The organism is Bacillota bacterium, from assembly GCA_029961055.1.
In the GTDB taxonomy this organism is placed as follows: domain Bacteria; phylum Bacillota; class Sulfobacillia; order JAIMAT01; family JAIMAT01; genus JAIMAT01.
Map to the genome: position 1 here is coordinate 111,801 of JASBVM010000005.1, position 18,193 is coordinate 129,993.

Here is an 18,193-nt window from a genome sequence, read left to right on the forward strand (position 1 = left end):
GGCGGATCAGCGGATCACCGCCGGGTCGACGAAGTAGACGTGCTGGCTCCAGAAGAACTGGCCCATGGTCGGGTCGTAGGAAGGCCGGTTGGGCTCCTGGTCATAGAAGCGCTGCCAGCCGTTCCCCGTCTGGTCGGCGGGGAAGGCACCGGCCAACGCCACCACGCGCCCCTTGCGGTCGGTCATCACCTCGATGCCGGGTCCCTTGTGACCCCAGTGCTGCCCCATGCCCAGCATATAGGGACCCATTTTCTGGAGCCGGCCCAACTGCGGGTTGTACCGGAGCAGGGTGGAGAGGCTGGACAACCCGTAGGTGGCTCCGGCCGTCCCGGTGACGCTGGCGGTGTTCGGCCAGGCGGTGCCCGGTACCCCCGGGGGCGGTGGCGTCCCCGGCATCCAGCCCGTCCGGGTCCCCGGGGCGGTACCCGTCCGCCCGGGGGCGGCTGTGCCCGGACCTGTGATGCCCACGCTCCCGGGACCCGCCGTACCCGGAGCGGTGGGGCCCGTCGTCCCGGGACCCGCCGGCCCGGTGACGGTCCCGGTGGTGCCGGTGGTTCCTCCCGTGGTGCCGGGCGCGCCGGGACGGGTGGCGGTTCCGGGGGTGGTCGCGGACCGCCCGCCGGGCGGGACCAGGTAGAGCGTCTGGGTGGTCCACCCGTTGCCTGCTCCGATCCCGGGGACGGCACCCGTGGTGCCACCCGCGGTGCCGGCCCCCGTGGGGGTTCCCGTCGCGCCCGTCCCCGTCGTCCCGCCTCCGGGGGTGCCCGCCGCGCCGCCGCCGTCGTACCAGGGTTGGCGGCCCGCGGAAGCCGGGATGCGTGCCCGCACCCCGATCACGTTGCCGGCGCGATCGACCAGGAACTGGAGGGAGGGCACGTCCTTCGTCTTGGGCGTATAGATGCGGGCGGCCCGGGGGTCGTCGCTGGGCTGGGCGACGTAGTCGGCCAGCTTGGAGTTGGCTTGTACCAGCGTGCTCCAGGCGACCGGCCGGCTGAGCGAAGCGGGATCGAAGACGCTGGCCGGGAGCATGACCGTTCCCCTCGTCCCTCCCGGCACCAGTTGCGCCCTCCCGGTCTGGGCGGGACCCGGCGGGTTGGTCCGGCGGGCGGTCCCGCCGGGGGTTGTGCAGGCCGAGGCGGCCAGCGCTCCTGCGAGCAGGAGGACCGGGAGCCCCCAAGCTCCTCGACGGATCTTGCCTCTCACGGCTTCCACTCCCCTCCGGCCCGGTCGGCACGGATTGGGAGCCTTCCGGGCGGCACTTCGTTCGAATGCCGCGGCCTAGTATTCCCGGAAGACGATCCCGTGATCGGCGAACGGTTCGGTCGAAGGTCCTCAGGGCGCGGCCGGACCGGTCCACGCCGCTCAGCCGAAGGCGGAGATGGCGCGCGCCAGCGCGTAGGCGACCGCCGCCGCGACGCCGCCCACCAGCGCCGTCTGCGCGGAGGAGCGGAGGGGAGGGACGCCGGTGAAGCTCCCCTTGAGCCAGCCGAAGACGAGGAGGGCGCCCAGGGTGACCGCGGCCGAGAGGAGGAGCGCGCTGTGCGTGGGGATCGGCAGGAGGTAGGGCGCCAGCGGGATGATGCCGCCGGCCACGTAGCTGCCGCCGATGGTCAGCCCGGAGCGGCGGGCACGGCCGGGCTCGGGCTCCTCCAGGCCCAGCTCCTCCCGCATCATGAAGCGGACCCAGGCCTCGCGGTCGGAGGCGACGGCGCCCACCGCCTGCTCCAGCGTGGCACCCTGCAGGCCGTAGCGCTCGAAGATCTCGCGCACCTCCTGGCGCTCCACCTCCGGCAGCTCCGCGACCTCCTGCCGCTCGCGCCGCAGCTCGCTCTCGTAGGTCTCACGCTCGCTCCGAGCCGCCAGGTAGCCGCCCAGGCCCATGCTGATCGCACCGGCGGCCAGCTCGGCGAAACCCGCGACGACGACCAGGAAGTTCTGCGCCACGGCTCCCGAGATTCCGGCCGCCAGGGCGAAGGGGACCGTCAGGCCGTCGGACATGCCGAGGATGATGTCGCGGATCCAGGCGCCACCGGTGAAGTGCTGCTCGACGTGCTTGCCCCGGGTCGTCTCCATGACCCTGACCGCCTCCTCCACCAGGGTGGATGATAACCTACGCGGGATGGGAGGTGCTCGACGTGCGACTGGAGGTACTCGGCTTCTGGGGGGGCTATCCTGGCCCCGGCGGCGCCAGCGCGGGCTACCTGCTCTCCGGGGAGGAGGCCGGTGGGGGCGAGATCCTGCTGGACTGCGGCTCCGGCGTGCTCGGCCGGCTGCTGGCGAGCGAGGGGCTGGACGGTTTGCGGCGGCTCAAGGCGGTCTTCCTCTCCCACCTCCACCACGACCATGCGGCCGATCTGGGTGTCCTCTCCCAGGCGCTCGTGGTGGAGTCGTATCGCGGTTTCACCCGGGCGCCCCTGCCCGTCTACGCGCCCGAGCAGGCGCTGGAGCGCGCCCGCTTCTACCTGGCCGGGGATCCCTGGACGGAGCTCCGGCCGCTCCGCGTGGGCGAGAGCGTCCAGGAAGGGGCCTTCCGGGTGGAGGTGGCCCCGGCCCGCCACCCGGTGCCCGCGCTCGCCCTCCGCGTCGAGAGCGGCGGCGCCAGCCTGGTCTACACCGGCGACACCGCCACCAGCCCGGAGGTGGAGGCGCTGGCCGCGGGCAGCGACCTCCTCCTGGCCGAGGCCACGCTCCGTGCGGGCGAGGACGGTTCCCGGGCGGGCCACCTGACGGCGGAAGAGGCCGGCAAGATGGCGCGGCGGGCGGGAGTGGCCGCCCTGCTGATCACGCACCTGCCTCCCTTCGGCGACCTCGAACGGCTGGAGAGGGAAGCGCGCGAGGCGTTCGCCGGCCCGACGCGGCGGGCGCGGGAGGGGCTGAGCCTGGAGGTGGGGAGCGAGCGCGGCCGCGACGACGGCTCCTAGCCCGCAGGCGCGACCGGGGCGGGGAGGACGACGACTACTCCGGGCCCATCGCCGGATTCCGGCCCTTGAAGACGGCGAAGAGGAGAGCCAACGCCGGCACCAGCAGCAGGAGGCCCCAGGGCAGGAGGGCGAGCACCTGGCGGAGGACCGCGCCGGGAGCCGCGGCGGCGGCGGCGGTCCATTCGCCGGCGACCAGCCAGGGCCACGAGGCGGCGGCCCAACCGGCCCAGACCAGGAGGACGAGGCTGCCGGTCCAGAGGCGGGCCACCTCGGGGTGCCGGAGGGCCAGGGCGACCGCGTCCAGGACGGCGGCCAGCGCCGCCAGCAGGACCCAGGGCAGGCCGGGGCCCCCGGCGAGGCGCGGGCCCAGCCAGGGCGCCGCCTGCTGCGCGGCGACCAGTGCCAGCGCCGCCAGCAGCGCGAAGACCGCCAGGCTTCTCGTGGCGCGCCGGAGAAAACGGCGGCGGAGCTCGTCCCGGCTTTCCACCGCCAGGTAGACCGCCGCCTCCAGCGCTCCGGCGGCCACCGTGGCGAGACCGACCAGCACGGCGAAGGGCGACCACCAGACCAGCCCCGGTTGCGCCGCGGCGGCCAGGCTCAGCCCCAGGAAGAAGGGCGCGATCAGGCTGCCGGCGCCGAAGACGGCGCCCCACCGGTCGGCGGCGGGATCGCCGCCGGCGGCCTTCCGGCCGTGGGCAAGGAAGACGAAGGCGGCCCCGCGCAGGATGATGCCGGCCAGCGCCAGGTGGAGCGGGACGAAGAGCCCCGTGCCCAGCCGGGCGAAGGCGCGGGGGAAGGCGGTGAAGAGGAGGACCAGCGCGAAGATCAGCCAGACGTGGTTCGCCTCCCAGACCGGTCCCATGCCGCGCGCCACCGCCCGCCGCTCGGCCGTCGCCCACCCGCCCCTGGCGACCAGGTTCCACAGCCCGGCGCCGAAGTCGGCCAGGCCGAAGAGCGCGTAGACCCCGAGGACCACGGCCAGGAGGAGCCCGGCCGCTGCCACGGGCCCTCCCTGCCCGTCCGGGATGGAAACCGGCAGTCCGCCCGGTTCAGTGGGCACGCTGGGGCACCCCCGGAAGCGCGGGCTCCTCCCGCAAGGCGTCGCCCGGCCCTTCCCCGGGATCGGGCGAAGCGGAGTCCAGCCGCCGCAGGAAGTAGACCACGGCCGCGCTCAGCGCGGCGTAGAAGAGGATGAAGCCCAGGAGGCTGAAGGAGATCCCGCCGCCGGTGGTGACGGCGTCGGCGGTGGACATCAGGCCGGCCACCGCCCAGGGCTGCCGGCCGAACTCGGTCACGAACCAGCCGGTCTCCAGGGCGACGAAGCCGAAGGGCGAGGCCGCCACCAGGAGGCGGAGCGACCAGCGCGGTGGCCGGCTCCGGGCCGCGCGGAGCCAGAAGAGGAGGGCGGCCACCACCAGGAGCAGGCTGCTCCCCACCATGACCTGGAAGCTCACGTGGGTCACGGTGACCGGGGGCCAGCGCGACGGGGGGACGGCGTCGAGGCCGCGCACCGTCGCGTCGCCCCTGCGGAAGGCGAGCCAGCTGAGGCCGGCGGGGATCTCCAGCGCCCAGCGAACGGTCCGGCGCGCCGGGTCGGGCAGGCCGCCGATGCGCAGCGGCGCCGCCGCCCGGGTCGTGAACTGGGCCTCCATGGCGGCCAGCTTGACCGGCTCGCGCACCGCCACCTGACGGGCGCTGGCGTCGCCGGAGACCGGCATGGCGACGGCCCCCACCAGCGCCACCAGCATGGCCAGCCGCAGGCCCGCCAGCCGCTCGGCCCGGAGGGGCCCCTCCGGTTCGCGCAGGAGGCGCCAGGCCGTCCATCCGGCCACGGCGTAGGCGGCGGCCGTCCAGGCGGCCAGCGTCGCGTGCACCGCCATCCGCGGCCAGACGGGGTTGCCGAGGGCGGCGCCCAGCGGATCGCTGGCCGCCGTCCGGGCCCCGTACGGGACCTGCATCCAGGCGTTGGCGGCCGTCACCAGCACGCTGGAGGCGGAACCCGCGACGGCCACCACCAGGCCGCTCAGCCAGTGCCCCCACGCCGGCAACCGCTCCCACCCGTAGAGGTAGAGCCCGAGGAAGATCGCCTCCGCAAAGAAGGCGAAGCCCTCCAGGAAGAAGGCCATCCCCAGGACCGGCCCGGCGAAGCCCATCAGCCGCGGCCAGAGGAGCCCCAGCTCGAAGGAGAGGGCCGTGCCGCTGACCGCGCCGACCGCGAAGAGGACGGCGGTCACCCCCGACCAGCGCCGGGCCAGCTGCAGGTGGACCGGCGAGCGCCGCAGCAGCCCCAGCCCCTCCGCCAGCACCATCAGGAGCGGCAGCGTCACCCCGAAGGCGGCGAAGAGCATGTGCCACCCCAGGGAGATCCCCATCTGCCAGCGCGCCGCCAGCAGGTCGCTCATCCGGCCTCCTCCTCCGCCGGCTAGTCTTCCCCGCCCGGGCTCGTTCCCGCCCCTGCCGGCGCCGGGAGCGGCTAGACTGGGGAGGAGGCGAGCGTCCGGGCCGCGGAGGGCCGGACGGGGAGGTGAGAGGCCTTGGCCGTTCCTTCGCGGAGGGCGGGAGGAAGCCCGCTCCACCTCCGGAGCGTGGAGCCTCCGGACCCGGACCCCGGGCGACCGGTGCTCCTGCTCCTTCCCGGGGCGGGCGCGGACCACCGCTCCTGGGGAGCGGAGCTGGCGGACTGGGGGCGCAGCTGGCGGGTTCTGGCGCCGGATCCGCCCGGGACCGGGCGGAGTGCGGGGCCGCTTCCCGCCGATTGGGAGGAGCTGCTGGCGGCCTACGCCCCCCTGGCGGAGGCCGCCGGACCGGGCAGGCTGGTGCTGGTGGGCCTCAGCCTGGGCAGCCGGGCCGCGCTCTCCCTGGCGGCCCGCCTGCCCAGGCGCCCCGCCGCCCTGGTGCTGGTCCACCCCTGGCTCGACGAGGACGGCGACCTGCGCGAGCGGAGACGGGCGGTGGCCGAGATGGTCCGCTGGGCGCCCGAGACGGTCTACTCGCGCACCCTGGCCTGGTTCCTGGGCTCGGCCGAGCTGGCGGAGGACCCCGACCGGCTGGAGCGGCTGGCCGCCGCCTGGCGCCCGCCGGCGGGCCCCCCGCGGGAGGCGCTCCTGGCCTACCTGGAGCTGGCGCCGGAGGTGGTGAGGCCGGAGGCGATCCCCGCCGTGCCCGCCCTGGTGGTGGCGGGCGAGCAGGACCGGATGATTCCGGCCCGCTACAGCCGGCAGCTGGCCGACCGGCTGCCCGGCGCCCGCTGGCTTCTCTTCCGCGGCCCGGGGAGCGGGCACCTGCTCCACCTGGAGCGGGCGGGGGAGTTCCGGCGGGCGGTGCGAACCTTTCTCGAGGAGGTTCTGGAGGCGCCCGCCCCGGCCGGCGCGGGCGCCCGGGGGAGGCGGCCGGATGGCGCGAACCGCTGAGTGGGCCGGAGAGGAAGGGGCCTGGCGCAGCCACGTGGAGCAGGTGGTCCACTGCCGGCTCTGCCCCCGCCTGGTCGCCTGGCGCGAGGAAGTGGCCCGGACCAAGGTCCGCCGCTACCGCGACCAGCCCTACTGGGGACGCCCGGTCCCCGGCTTCGGCGACCGGCAGGCGCGCCTCCTCCTGCTGGGGCTGGCGCCGGCCGCCCACGGCGCCAACCGGACCGGGCGCATGTTCACCGGCGACGATTCCGGCGACTTCCTGATCGCGGCGCTCCACCGCGCCGGCCTGGCCAACCAGCCCTTCAGCCGCTCGGCCGGGGACGGCCTTCGCCTGAGGGACTGCTTCCTGACCGCGCCCGTCCGCTGCGCCCCGCCCGGGAACCGCCCCACCCGCGAGGAGATCCTGGCCTGCCGCCCGCACCTGCGCCGCGAGCTGGCGCTGCTGCCGCGGGTGCGCGCCGTCCTGGCGCTGGGCCGCGTCGCCTGGGAGGTGGCTCGGGAGGAGTGGGGCGCCTCCATGCCGCCGGGAGAACGCTGGCCCTCCTTCGCGCACGGGCAGGTGGCGCGGCCGCTGGGCGGCCCGGCCGTGGTGGCGAGCTACCACCCGAGCCGGCAGAACACCCAAACCGGTCGGCTGACGGCCACCATGTTCGACCAGGCGCTGGCCACGGCGCTCCGCCTGGCCCGCGGGGGGAGCGGGCAGGCGGCGGGAGAGGCCGTTTGAAGGCTCCGCGGCGGAGCGCCCATGCCTGCCTGGAGCGCCTCCTGGGCGAGCCACTCCTCGCGTGGCGGCGGTTGGCGCCCGACTACGCCGGCCATACCAACCACGTCTGGAGCGTGGAGACGCCCACGCGGCGCCTGGTAGTCCGGCTGCCGCGCCGCCGGGCGGAACGCGTGGCGGGGAGCACGGCCTTCTGGGCGGGCGTCCGCCGGCTCTTCGGGCTCCGGCCGGACGACGTGGCCGCCATCGCGGAGGGTTATCTCTGGCTCTCCGGGGTCGAGGGGCTCCCCGTCCCGAGGCCGCTCAGCCTGGGCCTCCACCCCCGGCCGCACCTGGTGGTGGAGTGGCTGGCGGGGAGGATGCCGCGGTCGCTGGACGGGCTGGGCGACCAGCTCGGCTCGCTGGTGGCGCTTCTCCACAGCCGGCGGAGCCGGGGGTGGGGGCGGCCCGGCGCGGCAGAACGACCGCCGGCACGGTTTCACCCGGCCCTGCAGGCGGCGATGGCGGAGCAGGCCAGGGGGTTGGCCGAGGCCAAGCCGGCGCTGAAGGTGGAGCTGGCGCGGGCGGAGGCCGCGCTCCGGGCCCTCCCCGCTCCGGGATGGATGGCCCCGGTCCTGCTGGACTGGGACCACAGCCAGCTGCTGGTCGACCGCGGCCGGGTGAGCGGCATCGTCGACCTGGACGCGCTGGCCGTCGCCCCCCGCGAGCTGGACCTGGCCGCCTGGGAGCTCCTCCTGCCGCCGGCGGAGGCCGCGGCCTTCCAGGAGGCGTACCGGCGGCGGCTCCCCTGGCCCGCCCTCGCCCCCGTCCGGCAGCCGTACCGGCTCTGGCTCTGGCTGATCGAGTTCCAGGGGCGCGTGCCGCTGGACGACTGGCTGGCCCGGCCGGGCTTCGCCGACCCGGCCGGCGCCGCGATCTCGCCGCGAAGGGGGTCGTGAGGGGATGCCGCCGGTGGCCGTGGCACGGGTCCGGATCAACCTGCCCGCCTCCCGCAGCCTGAAGGAGAAGCGCGCCGTCCTCCGGGCCCTTCTGGACCGGATGCGACGCCGCTTCAACGTCTCGGCCGCCGAGGTGGGCGCCCAGGACGCCCACCACCTGGCCGAGATCGGCATCGCCGTGGTCAGCGGCGAGCCGTCGGTGGCGCGCCGGGTGCTGGACGAGGTGATCCAGTTCCTGGAGACCAGCGTGGAGCTGGACGGCCGGGCCGAGGTCCTGCGCGTGGAGACCGGGCTCCGCTAGCCCGGCCGGCGGTTTCAGGGCTTGGGCACGCTCTCCTCGATCATCTCGGCGATGGTCCGGGTGGAACTGACGGTGCGCACGCCGATGCGCCGGAAGATCTCCTCGTTGCGGGGGTCGTTCACCCGGGCGATGACGTGGGTGCGGGTCTTGAAGGCGATGGCGATGCGGGAGATGGCATAGTTGTCCTCGTCGTGGCCGCTGGCCGCGATCACCACGTCCGCACGCTCGATGCCGGCCTCGCGCAGCGTCTCCGGGTTGGCCCCGTCGCCCACCAGGACCGCGCCACTCAGCGCCCGCACCAGCCACTGGGCCCGTTCGGGCTGCTTCTCGATCAGGGTCACCTCGTGACCGCTCTGGATCAGGTCCCGGGCGAGCGCGTAGCCGACCTTTCCACCGCCTACCACCAGCAGGTACATGGAGGCTTCCTCCCGTCAGGGGTTGTCGGACGCGTCCGTCCCCCGGCCCGAGGCGGGCTGCACGGCGCAGAGCAGCGCCTCCTGGACGCCCAGCTCGACCGGGACGATCACGTCGTAGCCGAACCGTTGGTAGACCTCGCTGCCCTCGGCGTCGTTGACGATCAGGACGATGCGGCGCGTGCCGAGGAGCATGTGCGCCACGTCCGCGATCATCAGGTTGGCGTTGTCGTTCTCGGTCGCCGCCAGGAGCAGGTCGGCGTCGGCGGCGCCCGCCTTGCGCAGAACTTCCCGGTCGAAGCCGAGCCCGGGGACGACGCGGACCCCGGGAAGCTCGGACAGCTGATCCAGCGCGGCGGTCCGCCGGTCGACGACGGTCACGTCGTCGCCCCGCTCCGAGAAGGCCCGCGCCAGGCGCCGGCCGATGCGACCGCATCCGACGACCACGATGCGCATGAGCTACAGCACCTCCGACTCCTGCTGCTCTCGCGACCGCTCGGTTGCGCGCGGCCGAATGATGATAACTTCGCATCCCACCAGCGGCAACTCCCGCAGGAGACCTTCCAGCACCTCGCCCCGCTCGAAGGCCGACTCCTCCGCCACGCCGATGACGGCGATGTCGGCGCCCAGGCGGCGGACGAACTCCTTGGCCCCGTCCCAGTACTGCCGGGAGGGAACCACCCGGGTCACCGGGTGAAGCTCGAGGGAGCGGAGACCTTCCGCCAGCTCCGCCAGGAGGCCGCGCTCGATCTCCTCTTCCTGGGAGGGGGGGACGCTGAGGGAGCGGGTGAAAGGGATGCGGACCAGCGCCGCCAGGGTGACCTCCGCCTTGAGGGGTGCGGCCAGCCGGTGGGCGATGGCGACGGCGCTGGGTTCGGGCTTCCTGGGGTCGAGGAAGACCACGATGTGGCGGACGCCGCCCACCCGCGCCTCGGCCTCGGCCAGGACCCGGGGGATCGGCTTCGGGACGCGGCTCATCCAGACGAAGTTGGCGATGGTGAGGAGCGCGATGAGCAGGGCGACCAGGATACCCGCGGCGTGTTCGGTCAGGAAACTCACCGCGAGCCACCTTCCGGCCGCTCGGTACGCCCCTTGGCCACGGCCTGTTCATATTCCGCCAGCAGGTGGTACTCCTCCGCCGAAGCCAGGATCTCCTTGTGCTCGGCCACCCAATCCCGGGGCAGCGTGCGGATCCCGAGCCCCGACCGCTTCCGGAAGTAGACGAAGTAGAGAAGCCAGCCCAGCACCCAGACCGGCCCGAAGATCCGCCCCACGGCATGGGTGTAGAGCACCTCGAAGAGGACGACCAGCACGCCCACGAAACCGATGGCGGCCGGCAGGGGGAACAGGTACGGCCGCCCCTCTCGCGTCCTCAAGCGGATGTTGAATGGAATCAGGAAGGGCCGCGGCACCTCCGGCTCCTTCCTCCGCAACGCGATCAGCGCCAGGAAGACCACCACGTACCCGAGCGTGGCGCCGAAGGCGTACATGTTGCCCAGCGTGTCCATGACGCTGGGCGTGGCGAAGGCGAAGAGCGTCCAGATCAGGCCGATGCCGGAGAAGAAGAGGATGGTCCGGGTCGGTGTGAAGTGGCGCGGATGCACGTAATCGAACCAGCTGGAGAGCAGGTTGTGATGGCTCATGGAATAGGTGAGGCGCGAGACGCTCATCACGCCGGAGTTGGCGGAGATCGCCAGGATGGCCGTCCCCATGGCCGCGGTCAGCGGGCCTGCCACGCTCCCGATGAACGGCATCTTGCGCGCCAGGAGGGTGACCGAATCCTGCTCGTGACCGGCGAAGGCGTGCCAGGGCAGCGTCCCGGTGGCCAGCACCGAGTAGCCGACGCTGGTGATGAAGATGGTGGCGATCAGGGTCAGGGTGCTGCGCGGAAGGATGCGGGAGGGATGGCGCGTCTCCTGCGCCGCCTGGGAGATGGATTCCAGGCCCACGAAGGAGATGATGGCCAGCGAGGAACCGTACATGAACTGGTGGAGTGACGGCATCTCGTGGAAGAGCTGCTGGCCAAAGAACGGCGGTGCCCAGATCGTCGCGAAGCCGAGCAGGAGGATGACCATCTTCACGATCATGGTGGCCACACCCACGACCTGGTTGAACATGTTCGACTCGCGCATGCCGAGCACGTTGATCCAGATCAGGAGCACGATCAGGGCCAGCGTCTCCAGCAGCCAGACCAGCTGCACCTGCAGACCCAGGAAGGGGACCCTGACGGCGGTCAGGTCGAATCCGGTGAACCCGGTGACCAATGCGTTCAGATACCCCGTGGAGGAGACCGCGAAGAGGGCGATGTCGATCGTATAGTCCAGGAGCAGGGCGCTCCCGGTGATGAAACCCCAGATGTCGCCCAGGCCGCGCGTGGCGAAGTACTGCCCGCCCCCCGCCACCGGGTAGGCGGATGCGAGCTCGGTATAGGCCAGCCCGATGAGGATGTAGACGAGTCCCGCCAGCGCGAAGGCAATGGGCGCCGCCCCCTGCGCCGCCACCGTCACCAGGCCGAGGCCGGCGAAGATGTCGGCGCCCACGTCGGAGAAGCCCCACATGTACGAGCCCCAGACGCTCACCTCGCGCCGGAGCTGCGAGGGTGCCATCGCCGTAGCCCCTGCGGTGGAGCTCTTGCCCGTCGTCGACGTAGCCACCCCTGCCCTTTCGAATGCGGATTGAGCCATATTCGTCCCGGCGCCCTCGAACCCTGCAGACCAGGGCGATTCTCGCATCCGGCCTCTTCGCCCGTCCGCCGGCGCGCGGGCAGGACCGCGACGGGGACTCCGGTACAATATCTCCGCGCGCGTGAGCGCGTAAAGGGCGGGAGGGGGCAAGAGCCGTGAGCGTGGAAGGTGGCAGCCCGGAAGCCGGGAAGCGACGGGAGATCTATACGCTCCATGCGGTCTGGCGGCGCGGCGCGAACTGGGAGACAGCCGTCCGCGGGGAGCGGGAGCGGCTGGCCGACGAGGTGGCGGCCGCGTTGCAGTCGGAGCCCCAGCTGGCGGTGCGCGGGGTCTACTCGACGGTCGGGTTCCGCCCCGACGCCGACATCCTCTTCTGGCTGCTGGCCCCGGATCCCGAGACGCTCCAGCGCACCGTGGTGGCGCTCCGCCGGACCGCCTTCGGGCGGGGGTGCGAGATGAGCTGGTCCTTCCTGGGCGTGGCGCGGCCTCCGGAATTCGTAGGCGACCACTTGGCCGCCTTCCAGCGGGGGATCGAGCCGAAACGGTACGTCCAGGTCTATCCCTTCGTGCGCACCCCGGAATGGTACCTGCTTCCGACCGAGGAGAGGGCACGGCTCCTGCGCGAGCACGGCCGCCTGGGCGCCGAGTTCCCGCAGGTCTACACCAACAACGTCCAGGCCTTCGGCCTGGGCGACTACGAGTGGATCCTCTCCTTCGAGACGGACGATTTCTCGCAGTTCGTCGACCTGATCCGGCGCCTCCGCGAGGCGGAGGCCCGGCGTTACACCAAGCTGGACGTCCCCTTCATCCTGGGCGTCCGGAAGCCGCTGGTCGAGGCGCTGGCCGACCTGGACTGAACCCGGGGGGGCGGAGGGCGGCGGCTCCCGCGCGGGGCTCAGCGCTCCACGGGCCACTCGAGCCGCCGCCCGAGGCCGTGCCGTGCCGCAGACTCGGCCGCCTCCTGGGCGGCCAAGAGGTCCAGCTCGGCCACGCCCACGCTCTTGAAGAAGCTGGCACCCCCGTTGCGTCGCCCCTCCGGGGCGCCCTCGGCCAGAAGCTCGCCCAGCGGCCGGATCGACGGGCGCGCCACGACGCCCGCCTGCAGCGCGTCGATCAGCTCGCCCGCCTCGTTCAGCGCGGCTTCCTCTTTCTCCACCCAGATCCCGGCCTCTTCCGCCGCCCGGGCGACCAGCTCCCGGGGCAGCTCGCGCATGGCCGGGGTGAAGCTGCCGACGCCGTTGACGTGGACCGCCGGCGCGAGCCACTCCGCCCGGAGCACGGGCTCGCTGGCGGTGGTCGCGCAGGCGACGAGCTGGGCGCCGGCCACCGCTTCCTCGGCGCTGGCAGCCACGCGCCAGGTGACGGCGGAGAGACGTTCCTCCGGGAGGAGGGCGGCGACGCGGCCGCGGAGGCGCTCGGCGTGCGGCCGCTGGGGGCTCCAGACGCGGACCTCCTCCAGCGGCAGGACAGCAAGGGCACAGGCAGCCTGGAAGGCCGCCTGGGTGCCACTGCCGATCAGCGCCATCACCCGCGTGCCGGCCGGAGCCAGGGCCCGGGCGGCGGCCGCCGCCACGCCGCCGGTGCGCAGCCCCGTCAGCATGGTGCCGTCCAGCAGGGCACGGGGCACCCCGGTCCCGCCGTCGACCAGGAGCACCACGCCCACGGTGCCGGGCAGGCCGCGATCGGCGTTCTCCGGAACGACGCTGACCACCTTGACCACCAGGTGCCGGGCCGAGGCCGGCATCACCAAGGCGCGTCCCCCGCCGGCGAGCCGGAGACCCTGGCGCATGGGAACCTCCGCCTCGCCGCGCCAGGCTGCGACCAGCGCCCGCGCCGCCACCTCCACCGCCCGGGCGGGAGGAAGCGCCTCCCGCACCGCCTCTCCGTCCAGCCAGAGCAACTCCACCCGCTCCACCCCCTGTCGTCAGCCCCCCTTGGCCGCGGGCAAGCGAATCTCCTTCCCGGCCTTGCTTGGCCCAAGAGGAAAAGGCGGCTACCAGCGAAAAAACTGTAAATCTCAAAGGCTCGATTCCAGTCGATCAGGAAGGGAGCGGAATCGATTGAACCTGATCCGCAAATCCAGCCTCCTCGCCGGACTCCTGGGCGGTGCGCTCCTGGCGCTGGCCGCCTGTGGCGGGACGACGCCCGCAGGCGGCGGCTCCGCCCAGGGCGGCATTCCTTCCGGGCCGATCAAGATCGGCATCCAGGCGCCCCTCTCGCGCGACTACGCCCTGGAGGGTCAGGGTTTCCAGCGGGCGATCCAGCTTCTGGCGGGACAGATCAACGACAAGGGTGGCATCGACGGCCACAAGATCCAGATCGTGCCGGAGGATGACCAGGGGACGGCCCAGCAGGCGGCCACCGCCGCCCAGAGACTGGTCGCCGAGGGCGTGGTGGCCGTCGTGGGCGGCTACAACTCCACCGCCACCGAGGCGGCGCAGCCCATCTACAACCAGAACAAGGTGATCCAGGTCACGCCGGCTTCGACGGCGGTGCAGCTGAGCCAGAAGGGCTACAAGTACTTCTTCCGCACGGCCACCCTGGACAGTGCCCAGGGCAAGTTCGCGGCCGACCTGATGGTGAAGACGCTCGGGTTCCGGCGGATCGCGCTCCTCCACGACAACTCCACCTACGCCCTGGGGCTCGCCCAGGCCACCCAGAAGGCGGTCCAGGAGGACGGCGGCCAGGTGGTCTTCTTCGACGCCATCGTCCCCGGTTCCAACGACTACGGCGCGATCCTGACGCGGCTGAAGGCGGCGGCGCCCCAGGCGGTCTACTTCACCGGCTACTTCTCCGATGCGGGGCTCCTGCTGAAGCAGAGCCAGGCCATCGGCTTCAAGACGCAGTGGATCGGCGGCGACGCCAACAACAACCCGCAGCTGGTCCGCGTGGCCGGCCCGGATGCCGAGGGATTCATGGTGACGACGCCGCCCCAGCCCCAGGACCTGAAGACGCCGGAAGCGGAGCAGTTCGTTCAGGAGTACCGGCAGAAGTACGGCGAGATGCCGCCCAGCGTATGGACGATCTCGGCGGCCGACGCCTTCCGGGTCATCGTCGACGCCATCGAGAAGACCCATTCCACCAACCCGGACAAGCTGGCGGACGATCTCCACCAGCTGAAGGACTTCCCGGGCTTCACGGGACCGATCAGCTTCGCCGCCAACGGCGACCGCGAGGGGACGCTCCACAAGGCGTATATCGTGCGGAACGGGCAGTTCGTCCTCTATGAGAAGCAGCCGAACGAGTGAGAGGACCGGGGCAGGCGCGCGATGAGCCGGTTGTTGGAGCTGCTGCTGAACGGGGTGACGCTCGGGTCGGTCTACGCGCTGGTGGCGCTGGGGTACACCATGGTCTACGGCGTCCTCCGGCTGATCAACTTCGCCCACGGTGACCTCTTCGCCCTGGGAGCCTACCTGGCTTTCTCCCTCCTGACCGCGCGGGCGCTGGGCGGCCGGGTGGAGGGGGCGGCGGGGCTCCTGGTGGTTCTGGTGCTCGTGATGCTCTTCGTCGCCGTGGCCGGGGCGCTGATCGAGCGGGTGGCCTACAGGCCGCTGCGGCGATCGTCGCGGCTGGCGCCGGTGGTCTCCGCGCTGGGCGTCTCGGTCTTCCTCGAGAACGCGATCATGCTGGTGTACGGGCCCGACTACCAGGTCTTCCCGCACAGCCTGCTGCCCCAGGTGGGCTGGTCGCTGGGGGCAGGGATCCACGTCAGCCTGGTCCAGCTCCTGATCGTCCTGGTCTCCGTGGCCCTGATGGTGGCGCTCGTCCTGCTCGTCCAGAAGACGACGGTGGGCGCCGCCATCCGGGCTGTGGCGCTGGATCACGACACCGCCCGGCTGATGGGCATCGACGTCGACCGGATCATCCTGCTCGTCTTCCTGATCGGGCCCGCCCTGGGCGGGGCGGCGGGGCTGATGGTCGGCACCTACTACGGTCAGATCAGCTTCCAGATGGGATGGGGGTACGGCCTGAAGGCCTTCACGGCGGCCATCATCGGCGGGATCGGCAACATCCCGGGCGCCATGGTGGGCGGGCTGCTCCTGGGAATCCTGGAGGCGCTGGGAGCGGGGTACATCTCCTCCGCCTGGCAGGGCGCGATCACCTTCCTGGTGCTGATCCTGATTCTGATCTTCCGGCCGACGGGCCTCCTGGGCGAACGGGTGGTGAGCAAGCTGTGAGCCGGGAACGGCTGGCCACCGCCTGGGAGAGGGCGGAGGCGCGGCTCTGGCTGCCGGCGCTCCTGCTGGCCCTGGCCCTGCCCTTCCTGGTCAACGCCTACTGGATCGACGTCCTCAACGTCTTCCTTCTCTACCTGATGGCGGCCATCGGCCTGGACCTGATGGTGGGGCAGGCGGGCGTCTACAACTTCGGCCAGGCCGCTTTCTACGGCGTGGGCGCCTACACGGCCGCCATCCTGGCGACGCGGCTGGGCGTCCCGCTCCTCTGGACGGTGCCGGTGGCGGTCGCGGCGGCGGCGGGCCTGGCGGCGCTGGCCGCCTGGCCCGCCATCCACCTGCGCGGCGACTACCTCCTGATCGTGACGGTCGGGCTGGGGGAGATCTTCCGCATCGCGGTGGTCAACAACCCCTTCGGGCTGACCGGGGGGGCCAACGGGATCCCGGGCATCCCGTATCCGGTGGTGCTGGGCCAGGTCCTGGGGACGCCGGAGCGCTACTACTGGCTGGTCCTGGTCGCCACCATCCTGACCATGCTCTTCTGGCGGCGGATCGTCGACTCCCCGGTAGGCCGGATGTGGCGCCTGGTCCGGGAGGACGAGGAGGCGGCCATGGCCATGGGGGTCAACCCCGGCAGGGCCAAGCTCCTGGCGGTGGCGGCCGGGGCGGGCGTGGCCGGGCTGGCGGGGGCGCTCTTCGCCGGCAAGATGGCCATCGTGGCGCCGGACAGCTTCACCTTCTGGGAGTCGACGGTGATGTTCGCCATTGTCATCCTCGGTGGTCCCGGCTCGCTCCCGGGCCTGGTCGTCGGCGCCGCCGCCATGCAGATCCTGCCCGAGTTCTTCCGGGACTTCGCCCAGTACCGGATGGTGGTCTTCGGAGCCGCCATGGTGGCCATGATGATCTTCCGGCCGCAGGGCATCTGGCCTGCGCGGCCCTGGCGCTTCCTCGGCGGTGAGGTGGCGGGCGAGAGGGCGGGGGAAGCGCGGGCGGCCCGCACGGACGACGGGAGGGCCGTGCGGGCAGAGGGCGCCGGCGAGGAGCTTCTGGCGGTGGAGTCGGTGGGCAAGTCCTTCGGCGGTGTGGTGGCCGTCGAACGCGTCAGCTTCCGCCTGCGGCGCGGGGAGATCCTGGGCCTGATCGGGCCGAACGGGGCGGGGAAGACCACGCTCTTCAACCTGATCACGGGCTTCAACCAGCCCGACCACGGGGAGATCCGCCTGAACGGCCGCCCCGTCGCCGGGCTCCCCGCCTACCGCCTGGCCTCCCTGGGGGTGTCGCGGACCTTCCAGGCGGTCCGCCTCTTCTCCCGGCTGACGGTGCTGGAGAACGTGCTGGCCGGGCTCTACCGCTTCGGCGGGAACGGCTTCTGGAAGGTGCTTCTGGCACCGCGCCGGACCCGGGCGGAGGAGGCTGAAAGGGTGGCACGGGCCCGCCGGATCCTGGCGCAGATGGGGCTGGAGCGTTGGGAGAACGAGGTGGCGCGGAACCTGCCTTACGGTGCCCAGCGCCGGCTGGAGGTGGCGCGGGCGCTGGCGGCCGAACCGGTTCTGCTGGTGCTGGACGAACCGGCCGCGGGCCTCAACGAGCAGGAGAGCGCCGAGCTGATGGAGCAGCTGCGCGGAATCCGTGACGCCGGTATCACCCTGATCCTCATCGAGCACGACATGTCCGTGGTGATGAGCCTCTCCGACCGCGTGATCTGCCTCGACCAGGGGCGTCTGATCGCCGAGGGGACGCCGGCCGAGGTTCAGACGGATGCCAGGGTGATCGAGGCGTACCTGGGCGTGCCGGGGTCCGAGCTGGCCGGGGGTGAGAGCGCATGAGCCTCCTCGCGGTGAAGGAGCTGGAGGTCCGGTACGGCCACGTGGCGGCGCTCCGGGGTGTCGACCTGGAGCTGGGCGAGGGCGAGATCGTCGCCGTTCTGGGGGCGAACGGGGCCGGGAAGACCACCCTGCTGCGCACCATCTCCGGCCTGGTCAGGCCCGTCGCGGGCGAGGTCCGGCTGGGGGAGCGGACGCTGGTCGCCCGGCACGGCGGGCTTCCGGCGCACCGCATCGTCACCTTGGGCGTCGCCCACGTGCCCGAGGGTCGGCAGGTCTTCGCCACGCTGACCGTGGACGAGAACCTGACGCTGGGCGCCTACAGCCTGCGACGGGAGCGGGGGCGGGTGGAGGCCAACCGGCAGCGCGTCTTCCAGCTCTTTCCCCGCCTCGCCGAGCGGCGGGGCCAGCTGGCTGGGACGCTCTCCGGCGGGGAGCAGCAGATGCTGGCCATCGGCAGGGCGCTGATGGCCGACCCGCGGATCCTGCTGCTGGACGAACCTTCCCTGGGGCTGAGCCCGCTTCTGGTCAAGACCATCTTCCGCGCGCTCCAGGAGATCAACGCCCAGGGCGTGGCCACGCTGCTGGTGGAGCAGAATGCCCGCGCCGCCCTCCAGCTGGCGCACCGCGCCTACGTGCTGGAGAACGGGCGCGTGGCGCTGGCTGGGCCGGCCGTGGAGCTGGCCCGCGACGACCGGGTGCGCCGCGCCTACCTGGGTCTGAGAGGCTAGACACGGGTGGGAGGCAGGAACAAGGTCGCGAGGCCGCGCCGCCGCCTCGGCGTGGGTCCGGGTGGACCCGCAGGAT

At 72.8% G+C, this 18,193-nt stretch carries 19 protein-coding genes; 10 read left to right on the forward strand and 9 right to left on the reverse strand.

Features of this window, described 5'->3' with window-relative positions; genetic code table 11:
- Positions 1-6: 6 nt before the first annotated feature.
- On the reverse strand, positions 7-1,029 hold the full coding sequence (locus QJR14_02185; protein MDI3316431.1) for a hypothetical protein: 1,023 nt from the start codon (positions 1,027-1,029) through the stop codon (positions 7-9).
- Between the two features lie 333 nt (positions 1,030-1,362).
- Positions 1,363-2,073: a VIT1/CCC1 transporter family protein gene (locus tag QJR14_02190; protein MDI3316432.1), complete on the reverse strand. Its 711-nt coding sequence runs from the start codon at positions 2,071-2,073 to the stop codon at positions 1,363-1,365.
- Between the two features lie 29 nt (positions 2,074-2,102).
- Between QJR14_02190 and QJR14_02195 the strand changes: the two genes are divergently transcribed.
- Complete coding sequence (locus QJR14_02195; protein ID MDI3316433.1) at positions 2,103-2,921, forward strand: MBL fold metallo-hydrolase; 819 nt, start codon at positions 2,103-2,105, stop codon at positions 2,919-2,921.
- 34 nt (positions 2,922-2,955) lie between these two features.
- Here the strand turns inward: QJR14_02195 and QJR14_02200 are convergent, their stop codons facing one another.
- Positions 2,956-3,924, reverse strand: coding sequence for a cytochrome d ubiquinol oxidase subunit II (locus tag QJR14_02200; protein ID MDI3316434.1), 969 nt, complete (start codon positions 3,922-3,924; stop codon positions 2,956-2,958).
- Positions 3,925-3,970: 46 nt separating this feature from the next.
- The gene (locus QJR14_02205) at positions 3,971-5,323 is read right to left on the reverse strand and encodes a cytochrome ubiquinol oxidase subunit I (protein MDI3316435.1); all 1,353 of its coding nucleotides are present in this window, start codon (positions 5,321-5,323) and stop codon (positions 3,971-3,973) included.
- Positions 5,324-5,455: 132 nt separating this feature from the next.
- Here QJR14_02205 and QJR14_02210 point away from each other — a divergent pair, with 132 nt between their 5' ends.
- The 4 genes from QJR14_02210 to QJR14_02225 are packed head-to-tail and all read left to right on the forward strand — an operon-like array spanning position 5,456 to position 8,291.
- The gene (locus tag QJR14_02210) at positions 5,456-6,331 is read left to right on the forward strand and encodes an alpha/beta fold hydrolase (GenBank protein MDI3316436.1); all 876 of its coding nucleotides are present in this window, start codon (positions 5,456-5,458) and stop codon (positions 6,329-6,331) included.
- Positions 6,315-7,055, forward strand: a complete 741-nt coding sequence (locus tag QJR14_02215; GenBank protein MDI3316437.1) for a uracil-DNA glycosylase — start codon at positions 6,315-6,317, stop codon at positions 7,053-7,055. Before QJR14_02210 ends, QJR14_02215 begins: the two co-directional genes overlap by 17 nt.
- Positions 7,052-7,990 carry a phosphotransferase gene (locus tag QJR14_02220; protein ID MDI3316438.1) on the forward strand — a complete coding sequence of 313 codons (939 nt, stop codon included), beginning with the start codon at positions 7,052-7,054 and terminating at the stop codon, positions 7,988-7,990. The genes QJR14_02215 and QJR14_02220 overlap by 4 nt, the downstream gene beginning before the upstream one ends.
- A 4-nt stretch (positions 7,991-7,994) precedes the next feature.
- Entirely contained in the window at positions 7,995-8,291 is a 297-nt protein-coding gene (locus QJR14_02225) for a DUF503 domain-containing protein (GenBank protein MDI3316439.1), read from the forward strand.
- Between the two features lie 14 nt (positions 8,292-8,305).
- Here the strand turns inward: QJR14_02225 and QJR14_02230 are convergent, their stop codons facing one another.
- From QJR14_02230 to QJR14_02245, 4 genes are read right to left on the reverse strand one after another with little or no spacing between them, the layout of a single operon-like run.
- Positions 8,306-8,707 carry a TrkA family potassium uptake protein gene (locus QJR14_02230; protein MDI3316440.1) on the reverse strand — a complete coding sequence of 134 codons (402 nt, stop codon included), beginning with the start codon at positions 8,705-8,707 and terminating at the stop codon, positions 8,306-8,308.
- Between the two features lie 15 nt (positions 8,708-8,722).
- Entirely contained in the window at positions 8,723-9,160 is a 438-nt protein-coding gene (locus QJR14_02235; protein ID MDI3316441.1) for an NAD-binding protein, read from the reverse strand.
- A gap of 3 nt (positions 9,161-9,163) precedes the next feature.
- Positions 9,164-9,763, reverse strand: a complete 600-nt coding sequence (locus QJR14_02240) for a universal stress protein (GenBank protein MDI3316442.1) — start codon at positions 9,761-9,763, stop codon at positions 9,164-9,166.
- Entirely contained in the window at positions 9,760-11,310 is a 1,551-nt protein-coding gene (locus QJR14_02245; protein MDI3316443.1) for an APC family permease, read from the reverse strand. Before QJR14_02245 ends, QJR14_02240 begins: the two co-directional genes overlap by 4 nt.
- 233 nt (positions 11,311-11,543) lie before the next feature.
- On the opposite strand from QJR14_02245, the gene QJR14_02250 reads away from it, so the two are divergent.
- Positions 11,544-12,245, forward strand: a complete 702-nt coding sequence (locus QJR14_02250; protein MDI3316444.1) for a chlorite dismutase family protein — start codon at positions 11,544-11,546, stop codon at positions 12,243-12,245.
- 38 nt (positions 12,246-12,283) lie between these two features.
- On the opposite strand, the gene QJR14_02255 is transcribed toward QJR14_02250, so the two are convergent.
- Complete coding sequence (locus QJR14_02255; GenBank protein ID MDI3316445.1) at positions 12,284-13,303, reverse strand: ornithine cyclodeaminase family protein; 1,020 nt, start codon at positions 13,301-13,303, stop codon at positions 12,284-12,286.
- A gap of 145 nt (positions 13,304-13,448) precedes the next feature.
- On the opposite strand from QJR14_02255, the gene QJR14_02260 reads away from it, so the two are divergent.
- From QJR14_02260 to QJR14_02275, 4 genes are read left to right on the forward strand one after another with little or no spacing between them, the layout of a single operon-like run.
- Entirely contained in the window at positions 13,449-14,636 is a 1,188-nt protein-coding gene (locus QJR14_02260; GenBank protein ID MDI3316446.1) for a branched-chain amino acid ABC transporter substrate-binding protein, read from the forward strand.
- 21 nt (positions 14,637-14,657) lie between these two features.
- Positions 14,658-15,566 carry a branched-chain amino acid ABC transporter permease gene (locus QJR14_02265; GenBank protein MDI3316447.1) on the forward strand — a complete coding sequence of 303 codons (909 nt, stop codon included), beginning with the start codon at positions 14,658-14,660 and terminating at the stop codon, positions 15,564-15,566.
- Entirely contained in the window at positions 15,563-17,389 is a 1,827-nt protein-coding gene (locus QJR14_02270) for a branched-chain amino acid ABC transporter ATP-binding protein/permease (GenBank protein ID MDI3316448.1), read from the forward strand. The genes QJR14_02265 and QJR14_02270 overlap by 4 nt, the downstream gene beginning before the upstream one ends.
- Positions 17,386-18,117 carry an ABC transporter ATP-binding protein gene (locus tag QJR14_02275; GenBank protein ID MDI3316449.1) on the forward strand — a complete coding sequence of 244 codons (732 nt, stop codon included), beginning with the start codon at positions 17,386-17,388 and terminating at the stop codon, positions 18,115-18,117. Before QJR14_02270 ends, QJR14_02275 begins: the two co-directional genes overlap by 4 nt.
- Positions 18,118-18,193: the final 76 nt, after the last annotated feature.